The organism is Siccirubricoccus deserti (genome assembly GCF_014283215.1).
GTDB classification, from domain to species: domain Bacteria; phylum Pseudomonadota; class Alphaproteobacteria; order Acetobacterales; family Acetobacteraceae; genus Siccirubricoccus; species Siccirubricoccus deserti.
Genome location: NZ_JACOMF010000009.1, coordinates 78,594 through 92,186, shown reverse-complemented (window position 1 = coordinate 92,186; position 13,593 = coordinate 78,594). Strand labels below are relative to the sequence as shown.

At 70.5% G+C, this 13,593-nt stretch carries 11 protein-coding genes; 6 read left to right on the top strand and 5 right to left on the bottom strand.

Translation table 11 applies throughout. From position 1 onward, the window contains the following. Positions 1-22: 22 nt before the first annotated feature. Entirely contained in the window at positions 23-1,369 is a 1,347-nt protein-coding gene (locus H7965_RS10255) for a glutamate--cysteine ligase (protein WP_186770479.1), read from the top strand. Positions 1,370-1,419: 50 nt separating this feature from the next. Continuing rightward, positions 1,420-1,551, top strand: a complete 132-nt coding sequence (locus H7965_RS30830; RefSeq protein ID WP_261394143.1) for a hypothetical protein — start codon at positions 1,420-1,422, stop codon at positions 1,549-1,551. A gap of 9 nt (positions 1,552-1,560) precedes the next feature. Here H7965_RS30830 and H7965_RS10250 read toward each other — a convergent pair whose 3' ends face one another. The 4 genes from H7965_RS10250 to H7965_RS10235 are packed head-to-tail and all read right to left on the bottom strand — an operon-like array spanning position 1,561 to position 9,091. Continuing rightward, a complete protein-coding gene (locus tag H7965_RS10250; RefSeq protein WP_186770478.1) occupies positions 1,561-2,004 on the bottom strand; it encodes a GNAT family N-acetyltransferase in 444 nt (147 codons plus the stop codon). Next, positions 2,001-3,437 carry a metalloprotease TldD gene (tldD, locus tag H7965_RS10245; protein ID WP_186770477.1) on the bottom strand — a complete coding sequence of 479 codons (1,437 nt, stop codon included), beginning with the start codon at positions 3,435-3,437 and terminating at the stop codon, positions 2,001-2,003. Before tldD ends, H7965_RS10250 begins: the two co-directional genes overlap by 4 nt. 19 nt (positions 3,438-3,456) lie before the next feature. Next, entirely contained in the window at positions 3,457-7,962 is a 4,506-nt protein-coding gene (locus H7965_RS10240) for a PAS-domain containing protein (protein WP_186770476.1), read from the bottom strand. 1 nt (position 7,963) lies between these two features. Further along, complete coding sequence (locus tag H7965_RS10235; protein ID WP_186770475.1) at positions 7,964-9,091, bottom strand: COX15/CtaA family protein; 1,128 nt, start codon at positions 9,089-9,091, stop codon at positions 7,964-7,966. A 79-nt stretch (positions 9,092-9,170) separates the two neighbouring features. On the opposite strand from H7965_RS10235, the gene H7965_RS10230 reads away from it, so the two are divergent. Both H7965_RS10230 and H7965_RS10225 read left to right on the top strand, forming a co-directional pair. Further along, the gene (locus tag H7965_RS10230) at positions 9,171-9,944 is read left to right on the top strand and encodes a glycosyltransferase family 2 protein (RefSeq protein ID WP_186770474.1); all 774 of its coding nucleotides are present in this window, start codon (positions 9,171-9,173) and stop codon (positions 9,942-9,944) included. Then, on the top strand, positions 9,941-10,651 hold the full coding sequence (locus H7965_RS10225) for a TVP38/TMEM64 family protein (protein WP_186770473.1): 711 nt from the start codon (positions 9,941-9,943) through the stop codon (positions 10,649-10,651). Before H7965_RS10230 ends, H7965_RS10225 begins: the two co-directional genes overlap by 4 nt. 155 nt (positions 10,652-10,806) lie before the next feature. Here the strand turns inward: H7965_RS10225 and H7965_RS10220 are convergent, their stop codons facing one another. Beyond that, positions 10,807-11,094: an usg protein gene (locus H7965_RS10220; RefSeq protein WP_268239713.1), complete on the bottom strand. Its 288-nt coding sequence runs from the start codon at positions 11,092-11,094 to the stop codon at positions 10,807-10,809. A 295-nt stretch (positions 11,095-11,389) separates the two neighbouring features. Between H7965_RS10220 and groES the strand changes: the two genes are divergently transcribed. After that, positions 11,390-11,701 carry a co-chaperone GroES gene (groES, locus tag H7965_RS10215; RefSeq protein WP_186770471.1) on the top strand — a complete coding sequence of 104 codons (312 nt, stop codon included), beginning with the start codon at positions 11,390-11,392 and terminating at the stop codon, positions 11,699-11,701. 99 nt (positions 11,702-11,800) lie between these two features. After that, a complete protein-coding gene (gene groL, locus H7965_RS10210) occupies positions 11,801-13,444 on the top strand; it encodes a chaperonin GroEL (RefSeq protein WP_186770470.1) in 1,644 nt (547 codons plus the stop codon). Positions 13,445-13,593: the final 149 nt, after the last annotated feature.

Sequence of the window (13,593 nt, the reverse complement as noted above, 5' to 3'; positions counted from 1 at the left end):
CCCCGACATACGGAAGGGCAGGATGTCGAATCCCGGCGAAGCCGACCTGACGCCGATCACCGACGCACGGCAGCTTGCCGAATGGTTCGCCGCCGGCAGCAAGCCGCGCGGGGCCTGGGGCGTCGGCACGGAGCACGAGAAATTCGGCTTCTTCCGGGATGGCTTCGCCACCCCGCCCTATACCGGCACGGGCGGCATCCGGGCGCTGCTGGAAGGGCTGCAGGCCAGGGGCTGGGCGCCGATCCTCGACAGCGGCAATCCAATTGGGCTGAAGCGCGGCGGCGCCTCCATCAGCCTGGAGCCGGCCGGACAGTTCGAGCTTTCGGGCGCCATCCTGCCCGACCTGCACGCCACCTGGCGCGAACTGGGCGAGCACTTGCGGGAGGTGCATGAGATCACCGGGCCGATGGGCGTCGGCTTCGCCTCGCTCGGCTTCCACCCGCTGCACAGCCGGGACCAGATGCCGTGGATGCCGAAGGGCCGCTACGCCATCATGCGGCGCTACATGCCGACGGTGGGTAGCCTCGGCCTCGACATGATGACCCGCACCTGCACGGTGCAGGCCAACCTCGACTACGGCGACGAGGCCGACATGGTCGAGAAGCTGCGCATCTCGCTGGCGCTGCAGCCGGTGGCGACGGCGCTGTTCGCCAATTCGCCCTTCACCGAGGGCCGGCCGAACGGCTTCCGCAGCATGCGGGCCCAGGTCTGGACCGACACCGACAATGCCCGCACCGGTATCCCCGCGGTGGTGTTCGAGCCGGGCTTCGGCTTCGAGCGCTTCGCCGAGTGGCTGCTCGACGTGCCGATGTATTTCGTCATGCGCGACGGCAAGTGGCTGGATGCGGCGGGGAAGAGCTTCCGCGCCTTCCTCGACGGCAGGCTGGACGTGCTGCCCGGCGAGCGGGCGACGATGGGCGATTTCGCCGACCATGTGACCACCGCCTTCACCGATGTGCGGCTGAAGCGCTTCCTCGAGATGCGCGGCTCGGATGTCGGCAGCGCGGCGATGATCACCGCCCAGCCGGCGCTTTGGGTCGGGCTGCTCTACGACGATGCGGCGCAGAAGGCCGCGGCGGCGCTGGTGCGCGATTGGACGGTGGAGGAGATGCGCACGCTGCGTTCGGCGGTGCCGCGGGATGCGTTGCAGGCGAGGATCCGCGGCCGCAGCGTGCAAGACGTGGCGCGGGATGTGCTGGCCATTGCCCGCGACGGGCTGAAGGCGCGGGGCCTGGGCGAGGAAGTCTATCTGGCGCCGCTGGATGAAATCGTCGCCAGCGGGCTGACCCAGGCGGACCGGCTGCTGCACCTGTACGAGCGTGCCTGGGGCGGCGATGCGGGCCGGGCGCTGTTGCACGCCGAGGTGTGACATGTCTGCAGCATCGTTTTTTCATGCAGCCGAGATACCCGGCAAGCAGGATGGAAATAGAACTGAATAGGCAATTGCACGGAACCAGCGTGATGAAGGTAGATGGTGTGGGCCTGCCTTTGCCTGGAGATCCTATCCGTTTGCTGTGGGATATCGAGCAGGCTGTTCCATTTTTGCAGTGAGGCGTCGCCTCACCCCACCCGCTTCGCCATGAACACCCGGCTGAACCCCTTCTCCTCCCGCCGCTCCGTCTCGGCGTAGCCACGCTTGGCGTAAAGCGCAATGTTCGCCGCCATCAGCGCATGAGTGTAGAGCCGCACCTCCGCCAGCCCACGCCGCCGCGCCTCCGCCTCGACGAAATCCAGCAACGCCCGGCCATCACCCATGCCCTTGCGGGCAGGGTCCACGGCGATATTGTCCAGCATCAGGTGGCTGGCATGGGTCTCGATCACCACCAGCCCGTGGATCGCGCCGCCATCCTCTAGCACCCATGCCTCGCCGGCGGCGATGCGGGCGGCGTAGTCGTCATCCATCGGCCCTGGGCGGCGGCCGATGATGGGTACCCAGGGGGCGTAGGCGGCCTCGACGAGAGCGGCCAGCCGCGCCGCCTCCTCCGCTCGCGCCCGGCGGATCACACCGCTGTCCCGCCCACCGTCAGCCCCGCCATCTTCAGGGTCGGCTGCCCGACGCCCACCGGCACCCCCTGGCCCTGCTTGCCGCAGGTGCCGATGCCGGGATCGAGCGCCATGTCGTTGCCGACCATCGTCACCTTGGTCAGGCTGTCCGGCCCGTTGCCGATCAGGGTCGCGCCCTTCACCGGCGCGCCGATCCTGCCGTCCTCGATCAGATAGGCTTCCGAGGCGGAGAAGACGAACTTGCCCGAAGTGATGTCCACCTGCCCGCCGCCGAAATTCACCGCATAGAGTCCACGCTTCACGCTGCGCAGGATCTCCTCCGGCGCATGCGCCCCGCCCAGCATCACCGTATTGGTCATCCGCGGCATCGGGATATGCGCATGGCTCTGGCGCCGGCCGTTGCCGGTGGGGGCCACGCCCATCAGCCGGGCGTTCTGCCGGTCCTGCAGGAAACCGACCAGCACGCCATCCTCGATCAGCACGGTGCGGTTGGTCGGGGTGCCTTCGTCATCCACCGTCAGGCTGCCGCGGCGGTCCGGCATGGTGCCGTCATCCACCACCGTGACCCCCGGTGCGGCGATGCGCTGGCCGAGCAGGCCGGCGAAGGCGCTGGTCTTCTTGCGGTTGAAATCGCCCTCCAGCCCATGGCCGATCGCCTCATGAAGCAGGATGCCGGGCCAGCCGGGGCCGAGCACCACCTCCATCTCCCCGGCCGGGGCCGGCACGCTGTCGAGGTTGACCAGCGCCTGGCGCAGCGCCTCATCCACCGCCGCCTGCCAGCTTTGCTCGCCAAGGATGCGGCCGTAGTCGAACCGGCCGCCCATGCCGTGGCTGCCGGTCTCCCGCCGCCCGTCCTGCTCCACCACCACCGCGACGTTCAGCCGCACCAGCGGCCGGATGTCGGCCACCCTGGTGCCATCCGGCCGCAGGATCTGCACCGCCTGCCATTCGCCAGCCAGCGAGGCCATCACCTGCTTCACCCGCGGGTCGCGGCCGCGGGCAAAGGCGTCGATCTCGCCCAGCAGCTTGGTCTTGGCGGCGAAATCCAGCAGCGCCAGCGGGTTGGCATCCTCGTATAGCCGAGCATTGGTCGACCGCGGGGCGATATCGAGGGTGCCGGAATGGCCCTGGCGTACCGCCTGCACCGTTGCCGCAGCGCGCTCCAGCGCTGCCTCGGAAAGCTCGCCGGAATGGGCATAGCCGGCCGCCTCGCCAGCCACGGCGCGCAGCCCGAAACCGCGCGTCGCGTCGAAGGAGGCGCTGCGGATGCGGCCGTCGTCCAGCGAGATCATCTCGCTCTCGCGGTATTCGAGGAACAACTCGCCATCCTCGGCGCCGGCCAGCGCCGCCTGCACCCGGCGCTCCGCGGCGGCGCGGTCCAGCTCCGCGAAGAACAGGCGGTCGGTGACCGAAAGCGGGGTGTCGAGCGGCATGGGGCTCTCCAGGGAAATGTCAGATGGCGACAGGCACCAGCAGCAGCGCCTGTGGAATGCGCAGCACGGCGGTGGTGCCGTGGCCGGGGGCGCTTTCCAGGCTCAGCGCGGCCCCCTGCGCCTCGGCCAGCGCCTTCGACAGATATAGGCCGAGGCCGGAGCCAGGAAAGCGCCTGGCCAGGGATGAATCGAGCTGGGTGAAGGGCTCGAAGGCGCGGGGGATGTCCTCCGGCCGCATGCCGATGCCGGTGTCGGTGACCCGCAGCACCAGGTCGCCGCCCGCCTCCTGTTCTCCGGCCAGGGTCACCATGCCTTCGGCTGGGGTGAATTTCACGGCGTTGGAGAGCAGGTTCAACAGCACCTGCCGCATCCGCAGCTCATCCGCGCGGACCCAGGGCAGCGCCGGCGGCAGCACCGCTTGCAGCGTCACCCTGGCGGTGGCCGCGGTCGCCCGCATCACCCGCACCGCGCCTTCGGCCAGCGCCCGCACATCCACCCTGCCGGCGGTGATGGCGAAGCCGGAGGTCTCCGCCCGGGTCACGTCCAGGATGTCGTCGATCAGCGACAGCAGATGCCGCCCGGCCTCGTGGATCGAGCGCATGTAGTCGAGGCCGCGGGCCGGGTCGGGGGTGGCGAGATACGCCTCGGAGAAGCCGATCACCGCGTTCAGCGGAGTCCGCAGCTCGTGGCTCATGGTCGCCAGGAAGCGGGATTTCGCGGTGTTCGCCGCCTCGGCGGCATTCTTGGCGCGCTCCAGCTCGGCGCGAACCCGGCGGTCCTCGGTGACGTCGGTGTAGGTGATCACCCAGCCGGCGCCTGGAATCGGGTCGGAGACGGTCTCCACCGTCATGCCGTTCGGCCGGGTGCGGGTGGTGCGCAGCGGCCGGGTGCGGTCGCGGCCGAGCATCGCCTGGGCGGCGGCAAGGCCGGCCTCGCCCTCGCCGTACTCGCCGCGCTCCAGCATCAGCTGGACGAAATCCGCCATCGGCCGGCCCGGCTCGATCACCTCCGCGGGCAGGTCGAGCATGCTGCGGAACACCGGATTCGCCGCCAGCACCCGGCCTTCCGCGTCGAACAGCGCAATGCCGTGGCGGATGTTGTCGAGCATCGCCTGCAGCATGCTGGCGCGCTGCCTGGCCGCCACCTCGGCCTCGGCAAGGGCGGTGATGTCGGTCATGGTGGCGACGAAGCCGCCGTCCGGTGTCGGGTCCGTGGTCACCTCCACGGTCCGGCCATCGGCATTCTGCCGCACGTAGCGGGCGGGGCGCGATCGGTCGAGGCTGCGCGCCATCTCGGCGATGCCGGCGGTGTCGCCGCTGACGGCATTGGTTGCCAGCTGCGCCTCGATCAGCTCGTCGAGCAGACGGCCGGGCACCACTGTCCCGGGCGGATGGCCGCCGAGTGTGTCGGCCAGCGCGTTTGAGGAGATCACCCGGCGATCGGCGCCATAGTAGGTGATGCCATGGCGGATGTTGTCGAGCATCACCTGCAGGATGCCGGCGCGGGCCGAGGCATCGGCCCTGGCCTCGACCAGCTCGGTCACGTCGGAATGGGTGACGACGAAGCCGCCGTCCGGCGTCGGGTCGGAGGCGATGTCGAGCACCTGGCCGTTCGGCATCCGGCGCTGGAAGTGCAGCGGCTTGCTCCGATCCACGGCGATCAGCTCCGCCGCGGTGCGCGCCGCCTCCGCCCCCTCGCCGAAGGTGCCCTGGGCGAGCTGCTCGGCGATCAGATCATCGAGCCGGGCGCCGACCCGCTCCTCCAGCGCCGGCAGGCCATGGGCCGGGCCGGACAGCCGGTTGGCGATGCGCAGCCGTCGGTCCGGGCCGTAGAGTGCAATGCTGTGCCGGGTGCTGTCGATCGCCGCCCGCAGGGTCGCCGCCTGCTCCTGCGCCACCGCCTCGGCGCGGGCGAGGGCGGTGACGTCGGTCAGGGTGATGACGAAGCCGCCATCCGGCGTCGGATCCGAGAACACCTCGATCATGGTGCCATCCGGCGCCAGCCGCTGCGACCGATAGGCCTGGCTGCGGTCGCGCTCGATCCGCTCCCGCATCGCCCGGCTGGCGCCGGGCTCCGGGCCGAAGACGCCGCGCCGGTGCATCTTCCTGACCGCCTCGTCGAAAGTGATGCCGTCGAAGATGTCGCCCTGCTGCAGGCCGCAATAGGTCACCGACAGATCGTTGTGCGCCAGCAGCCGCCGGTCCGGCCCGAACAGCTGGATACCATGCCGCATGTTGTCGAGCGCCGCCTCCAGCATCGCGGCGCGGGAGGCAGCGGCGGCCTCGGCGTCAGCCAGGGCAGTGATGTCGGAGAAGGTGACGGCGAAGCCGCCGTCCGGCGTCGGGTCCGACACCAGTTCGATCAGCCTGCCGTCCGGGGTGCGGCGCTGGTAGCGGTGATGCCGGCTGCGGTCGACCGCCAGCGTCCGCTGCACCCAGGTCTCGGCTTCCGGCTCCGGACCGAGGGCGCCGGCGGCCTGCTGGGCGCGGATCACCTCCTCAAGGGTCATGCCGGGCAGCGCATGCTCGGGCCGCCGGCCGCTGATGGCGTGGCTGAGCCGGTTGGTGGCGATCACCCGGTGGTCGGGGCCGAAGAAGGTGATGCCGTGCCGGATGGTGTCGAGCATCACCGCCTGCACCTCGGCCCGGCGCTTCGCCTCGGCCTCGGCGCGGGCAAGGGCGGTGATGTCGGTCAGGCTGATGACGAAGCCGCCGTCCGGCATCGGGTTCGAGCTGACCTCGATGACCCGCCCGCCGCGGCCGGGCCTAGTGTAGCGCACCGGTTGGCTGCGGTCCTGAGCGATCCCGCGCGAGGCGAGATCGATGTCGAGCTCGGCGCTGCCGGTCAGGCCGACGGCGCGCTGCACCGCAACCAGCGCGTCAAAGCTCCGTCCCGGTGCCAGCGTGCCGGGGGGGAAGTGGCCGAGTTCGGCCGCCAGCCGGTTGGCCGCCTGCAGCCGGCGATCAGGGCCGAACAGGGCGACGCCATGGCGCATGTTCTCGATCATCGCCTGCAGGGTGGCGGCGCGCTGCTCGGCCGCCCGCTCGGCGTAGACCAGCGCGGTTACATCGACCCAGGTGACGACGAAGCCGCCATCCGGCATCGGGTTCGAGGCGCTGTCGACCACCTTGCCATCCGGCATCTCACGCTGGCTCTGCAGGCGCTGGCGGCGGTCGCGCATGAGGACCCGCGCCGCTTCCGCTTCGGCGGCCGGGCCCCGGCCGAAGACGCCGGCGGCGAGCTGGCGCTGGACCATGCTGGCATGCGTCGTGCCGGGTACCAGCACCTCCGGCGGCACGCCGGCCAGTTCGGCGGCCAGGCGGTTGGCGGTGATCAGCCGGCGCTCGGCATCGAACAGCGCGATGCCCTGGCGCATGTTGTCCTGCATGGTCTGCAGCAGCGACGCGCGCGCCTGTGCCGCGGCTTCCGCCCGCGCCTGGGCGGTAATGTCGACATAGCTGATGACGAAGCCGCCATCCGGCGTCGGGTCGGAGCTGATCTCGATGATCCGGCCATCCGGCAGCTCGCGCTGATAGCGGTGCGGGACCGTCCGGTCGAGGGCGCGGATGTGGCCGGCCTCCGCCGCCGCCTCGGGGCCGGTGCCGAAGTTGCCGCGCTCCAACTGCCGCTCGATCAGCGTGTCCAGGCTCGTGCCCGGCACCAGCTCCTCGGGCAGCAGGTTCGAGAGGGGGGCGGCCAGCCGATTGGCGGTGATCAGCCGACGGTCGGGGCCGTAGAGCACCAACCCGTGGCGGATGCTGTCCTGCATCGCCTGCAGCATGGTCGCGCGCTGCCGCGCCTCGGCCTCGGCCCGGGCGAGCGGCGTCACATCGGTATGGGTGACGAGGAAGCCGCCATCCGGCATGGGCTCGGAGCGCACTTCCACCATCCGGCCATCGGGTTTGGTCCGCACGAAGCGGGCCGGCATGGTGCGGTCGGCGGCCAGCCGGTCCCGCGCCCGCTCGCATGCCTCCGGCTCGGGTCCCAGCTCGCCGTTGCGCCACAGGTCTTCGGTCAAGGTCGCGGCGGCGACACCGGGCTGCAGCACCCCAGGCGAGAAGCCGGCGAGGTCGGCGGCCAGCGCATTGGACAGGCGCAGGCGGTGATCGGGGCCGAACAGCATGACGCCATTGCGCAGGTTGTCGAGCGTCGCCTGCAGCAGCGCCGCCTGGGCCCGCGCCGCCGCCTCGGCCTGGGCGCGGGCGGTGACGTCGCTGAAGGTGACGACATAGCCGCCATCCGGCGTCGGTTCAGTCATCCGCTCGATCACCGTGCCGTCGGGCTGGGTGACGATGCGCAGCCGCGGCTCGTTCCGTGCCACCGCCGGGCCGCGCTCAGCCACCCCCGGGGTGTCGGGCGTGGCTGGCGGCGAGGCCGCCAGCCGCCGGGCAAGGGCGTTGGAGGCCACCAGTCGTTGCCTGGCATCGTACAGCGCGATGCCGTGGCGCATGTGGTCCAGCATCAGCTGCACGGGGCCCGGGGCGGCGGTCACGGGATCGGAGGTCAGGTCGATGGCCTCGGTCATCTCATCCTCCCGTTCCGCGCGGCTCGCGATCCGTGCGGGTTCCGGCAGCAGGGCGCAGCGCATGCAGCGCCGCCAGGGCCGCGGTGAGCACCAGCACCGCCGTCGCCTGGTGCAAGGTTCCCAGCCAGACCGGCACCACCAGCAGCAGCGTGGCCACCCCAAGTCCGTATTGCAAGCAAACGGAAAGGCCGAGCCCGATGCAGGCGGCGCGTGCCGGCCCGGCGGGCAGGCGGCGCCAGGCGGCGAAGGAGGCCCCGAGCGCCGCCAGCCCGGCCAGGGTCGCCAGCAGCCGATGGTTGAATTGCACCGCGGCGATATTGGCGGTGAGGTTCAGCCAGATCGGGCTCAGGCGCCAGTACCCCTCCGGCACCAGCCGGCCGTCCATCAGCGGGAAGGTGTTGTAGTCGAGCCCGGCGCGCAGACCGGCGACGAAGCCGCCCGCCAGCAAGGTCGCCACCACCAGCCAGGCCGCCGCCTTGACCTGCCGCCGCACCGAGCCGTGGGCAGGCTCCGGCAGCGCCGCCGGCACCGGCCGCAGCAAGCCGAGCGCGGTCCACAGCAGCGCGGCATAGAGCCCGAGTGCCAGGCCCAGATGCACCACCAGCCGATAGGGCGAGACGGCGGTGCGGTCCGCCTCGAACCCCGAGGCGACCATGAACCAGCCGACCGCCCCTTGCAGGCCACCGAGCCCGAGCAGCAGCAGCAGCCGCGGCTTGAGGCCTGCCGGGATGCGGCCGCGCAGCCAGAACCAGGCCAGCGGCAGCGCATAGGCGAGGCCGATCAGCCGGCCCCAGAAGCGGTGGATCCACTCCAGCCAGAAGATCTGCTTGAATCCTTCCAGCCCGAAGCCGCGATTCACCAGCTCGTATTGCGGGATGCTGCGGTACAGATCGTAGAGTCGGTTCCATTCCCGCTCGGTCAGCGGCGGCAGCGTGCCCGAGAGCGGCGCCCATTCCATGATGGACAGCCCCGAGCCGGTGAGGCGGGTGGCGCCGCCGATCGCCACCATGATCCACACCATGCCGGCGACGCCGAGCAGCCAGAAGGCGATGGCGCGAGCGTCCCTGGTGGCGCGCGGCGCGGCGGGGGTGGCCCGCGGCGGGGCGGGGCGGGGATCATCAAAGGGCATGGAAGGGTATATACCGCAGCCGCGCGGATTTCCTCCCGCGCTTGCCGCATTGCCGCCGGGCTGCTACCGCGGCGCCGCGATGCCCCACATCCCACAAGCGGTGCCGGCTGCCGGGGCGTCCACGCCGCCGGACGCGCCCGCCGCGCCTCTCCTCTCCGTCGTCGTGCCGGTCCGCAACGAGGCGCCGAACATCGCCCCGCTGGTGGCCGAGATCGAGGCGGCGCTTCCCGGCGTCCCGCATGAGATCGTCTATGTCGACGACGGCTCCTCCGACGACACGCCGATGGCGTTGCGGAAGGCGGCCGCGGCGGCGCCGCTGCGCCACCTCCGGCACCGCGCCAGCTGCGGCCAGTCGGCGGCGGTGGTCACCGGGGTGAAGGCGGCGCGCGGCCGCTGGATCGCCACGCTGGACGGCGACGGCCAGAACGACCCGGCCGACATCCCGAAGCTGCTGGCCCGCGCCCAGGCCGAGGGCGGCGCCATCCTGGTCGCAGGTCATCGGGTGACGCGGCGTGACAGCTGGGTCAAGCGGCGCAGCAGCCGGGTGGCCAACCGGGTGCGGGCGCGGCTGCTGGGCGATGCGACGCCGGATACCGGCTGCGGCCTAAAGGTGTTCCCCCGCGCCCTGTTCCTCGAACTGCCGCATTTCGACCACATGCACCGCTTCCTGCCGGCGCTGGTGCTGCGCCAGGGCGGGCGGGTGGTGAGCGAGCCGGTGAACCACCGGCCGCGGCTCCGCGGGCAATCCAACTACGGCACGCTCGACCGGCTGCTGGTCAGCCTGTTCGACCTGGTCGGCATGGTCTGGCTGCAGCGCCGCTGGCGCCGGCCGGAGGTGGAGCCGGAAGGATGAGCGGCGGCGGGCCTGCCCTGGGGTCCGCTTCTGGCGGGGTGCGCTGGCGGTCGGTCGGCAAGCTGCTGTTGCTGGCCGGCGGGCTGGTGCTGGCCGGGCTGCTGCTGCGAGTAATCGGCGCGGTGCCGGGCACCGAATGGGTCGACCGCCATGTCCGCGGCCAGGGCCTGGCCGGGGAGGCAGTGTTCCTGGCCGTGGGCGCCGCGGCCACGGCGGTAGGGGTGCCGCGGCAGGGCGTCGCCTTCCTCGGCGGCTATGCCTTCGGGGCGTTGGCCGGCAGCGGGCTGACGCTGGCGGCGACGGTGCTGGGGGCCGCGCTGTCGCTCGGCTGGGCGCGGCTGGTCGGTCGGGCCTGGGCGGAGCGCCGGCTGGACGGGCGCTTCGGCCGGCGGCTGCGGCCGGTGCGGGACGTGCTGGCGGAGAATCCGTTCGGCGCCACCGTCGCGCTGCGGCTGCTGCCGATCGGCAACAACCTGGCGCTGAACCTGCTGGCCGGGCTGGCGGGCATCGCGCCGCTGCCCTTCCTGGCCGGCTCGGCGCTCGGCTACCTGCCGCAGACGCTGGTCTTTGCTCTGCTCGGCAAGGGGGTGCGGGTGGATGGGGCGTGGCAGCTTGGCCTGTCGGCGGTGCTGTTCGCCGCCTCGATCGGCATCGGGCTGTGGCTGCTGCGTCGGGCGCGGGCCGGGCGGGCGCTGGAGGAGGAGTGAGCGGCGGCCATTCGCGCCGCGTCCTGGGAGCAACGATCGCGGACTAGCGCTGCCTGGCGTCCTTCCGCGGCGTCGCCGCGGAAGGCCTGTGAGGCGCTGATCGGGGGCGACCACCCGGGGAAGCGGGAAGCCGCGCAGCGGTCTCGCGGGGAACTCTAGTGCAGCAGGAACTGCCCGTTGGCGTAGCGCAGCTCGGCCGGGCGGGTCAGCGCGGCGGAGGCGACGCGGACCGAATGCAGCGGTCCCTCAATCTCGCGCTTCCAGAAGTCGAGGAAGCGGGAGAGCTCGGGAAACTCCGGAGCAAGGTCCAGCTTCTGCCAGACGAAGGTCTGCAGCACTGCCGGAGTGTCCGGCATGTGGTAGAGGATCTCGGCGGTGGTCAGCCGCCAGTCGGGAAACCGCAATTCGGGACTGCGAACGAAACGCTCAAGGCTGTTCAGCACGCGCAGGATTCCTTTCCCTGAACCGGATTGTGACGCCGTCGTGCGGCGGGTTCCTCCCCTTATCCGAACAAACTCTGCCACGAGCCTTGGGGTTCCTTGCAAGAAAAACCTTTTGTATCAGCCTTTTAGCACTCGCACTCCTAGAGTGCTGCAAACCCTTGACGGGCGCCGGCAACTCCCTTAGATCGCTGGCACTCCTCGCGGGGGAGTGCTAGCGGGCCGCTACGGTCCGGGGGGCGCCACGCGGGAGCGAAGCCAAACCAACTCTGGAAATGGCATCAGGAGAGGACCGCATATGAGCTTCCGTCCCCTGCATGACCGCGTCCTCGTTCGCCGCGTCACGGCAGACGAGAAGACCGCGGGCGGCATCATCATCCCCGACACCGCCAAGGAGAAGCCGCAGGAAGGTGAGGTCGTCGCCGTCGGCTCCGGCACTCTGAACGACAAGGGCGAGCTCCGCGCGCTCGACGTCAAGGCCGGCGACCGCATCCTGTTCGGCAAGTGGTCCGGCACCGAGGTGAAGCTCGGTGGCGAGGAGCTGCTGATCATGAAGGAGTCCGACATCCTCGGCATCCTGGACACCGCCTCCGTCGCCAAGGCGGCCTGAGACCCAGGCTTCGCCTGATCCCGAATTTCGGCGATCCGCAGATCCTCGTGGCCGATGCCGCGGGCGACGCGTGAACGCCTAACCGAAAAGGACACACACATGGCAGCGAAGGACGTAAAGTTCGGCGCCAACGCGCGTGATCGGATGCTGCGCGGCGTCGACATCCTGGCCGATGCGGTGAAGGTCACCCTTGGCCCTAAGGGCCGCAATGTCGTGCTCGACAAGAGCTTCGGCGCGCCGCGGATCACCAAGGACGGCGTGACCGTCGCCAAGGAGATCGAGCTTTCCGACAAGTTCGAGAACATGGGCGCGCAGATGGTGCGCGAAGTGGCCTCGAAGACCAACGACCTGGCCGGCGACGGCACCACCACCGCGACCGTGCTGGCGCAGGCGATCGTCCGTGAGGGCGTGAAGGCCGTCGCTGCCGGCATGAACCCGATGGACCTGAAGCGCGGCATCGACAAGGCCGTGGCCTCGGTCGTCGCCGAGCTGCAGTCCAAGACCCGCAAGATCTCGACCTCGGCCGAAGTGGCGCAGGTCGGCTCGATCTCCGCCAATGGCGAGACCGAGATCGGCGAGATGATCGCGCAGGCGATGGAGAAGGTTGGCAACGAGGGTGTCATCACCGTCGAGGAAGCCAAGTCGATCCAGACCGAGCTCGACGTCGTCGAGGGCATGCAGTTCGATCGCGGCTACGTCTCCCCGTATTTCATCACGAATGCGGAGAAGATGACCGTCGAGATGGACAACCCCTACATCCTCATCTTCGAGAAGAAGCTCAGCGGCCTCCAGCCGATGCTGCCGCTGCTCGAAGCCGTGGTGCAGTCGGGCCGTCCGCTGATCATCGTCGCCGAGGACGTCGAGGGCGAGGCGCTGGCCACCCTGGTGGTCAACAAGCTGCGCGGCGGCCTGAAGGTCGCGGCGGTGAAGGCCCCGGGCTTCGGCGATCGCCGCAAGGCGATGCTCGAGGACATCGCGATCCTGACCGGTGGTGAGGTCATCAGCGAAGACCTCGGCATCAAGCTGGAGAACGTTACCCTCGCCCAGCTCGGCCGCGCCAAGACCGTGCGGATCGAGAAGGAGAACACCACCATCGTCGATGGTGCGGGCTCCAAGGAGGCGATCAACGGCCGCGTCGAGCAGATCAAGGCGCAGATCGAGGAGACCACCTCGGACTACGACCGTGAGAAGCTGCAGGAGCGTCTGGCGAAGCTGGCCGGTGGCGTTGCCGTCATCCGCGTCGGTGGCAGCAGCGAGGTCGAGGTGAAGGAGCGCAAGGATCGCGTCGACGACGCGCTGCATGCGACCCGCGCCGCAGTTGAGGAAGGCATCGTCCCGGGCGGCGGCGTGGCGCTGGTGCGCGCTTCGCAGAACCTCGGTTCGGTGAAGGCCGACAACCACGACCAGCAGGTCGGCATCGACATCATCAAGCGCGCCATCCAGGTGCCGCTGCGGCAGATCGCCGAGAACGCCGGCCAGGACGGCGCCGTGGTCGCGGGTGAGGTGCTGCGCACCGCCACCTACGAGTTCGGCTACGACGCCCAGACCGGCGAGTACAAGGATCTGGTCGCGGCCGGCATCATCGACCCGACCAAGGTCGTGCGCACGGCGCTACAGGATGCGGCCTCGGTCGCGGCGCTGCTGATCACCACGGAAGCGATGGTGGCCGAGCGTCCGGAGAAGAAGGCCGCGCCGGCTGGCGGTGGCGGCGACATGGGCGGCATGGGCGGCATGGACTTCTGATCCGCCGCGAGGCGCACAGAAGCAGGGGGGCGGGGCCGCGAGGCCTCGCCCCTTTTTCATGGCCCCGGAACCATTCGACGGCCGCACGGGTGATTGCAACTGATACGCGTTTTGCAGGCGTGAGCCTCACGGAAACGCGCGTCCGTGAT

What these genes read in the sequence shown, in the direction of transcription:
- H7965_RS10255 (WP_186770479.1), top strand. Translation starts at nt 23, where the DNA reads ATGTCGAATCCCGGCGAAGCCGACCTGACGCCGATCACCGACGCACGG.
- groES (WP_186770471.1), top strand. Translation starts at nt 11,390, where the DNA reads ATGAGCTTCCGTCCCCTGCATGACCGCGTCCTCGTTCGCCGCGTCACG.
- H7965_RS10240 (WP_186770476.1), bottom strand. Translation starts at nt 7,962, where the DNA reads ATGACCGAGGCCATCGACCTGACCTCCGATCCCGTGACCGCCGCCCCG.
- H7965_RS10225 (WP_186770473.1), top strand. Translation starts at nt 9,941, where the DNA reads ATGAGCGGCGGCGGGCCTGCCCTGGGGTCCGCTTCTGGCGGGGTGCGC.
- H7965_RS30830 (WP_261394143.1), top strand. Translation starts at nt 1,420, where the DNA reads ATGGAAATAGAACTGAATAGGCAATTGCACGGAACCAGCGTGATGAAG.
- groL (WP_186770470.1), top strand. Translation starts at nt 11,801, where the DNA reads ATGGCAGCGAAGGACGTAAAGTTCGGCGCCAACGCGCGTGATCGGATG.
- tldD (WP_186770477.1), bottom strand. Translation starts at nt 3,437, where the DNA reads ATGCCGCTCGACACCCCGCTTTCGGTCACCGACCGCCTGTTCTTCGCG.
- H7965_RS10230 (WP_186770474.1), top strand. Translation starts at nt 9,171, where the DNA reads ATGCCCCACATCCCACAAGCGGTGCCGGCTGCCGGGGCGTCCACGCCG.
- H7965_RS10235 (WP_186770475.1), bottom strand. Translation starts at nt 9,091, where the DNA reads ATGCCCTTTGATGATCCCCGCCCCGCCCCGCCGCGGGCCACCCCCGCC.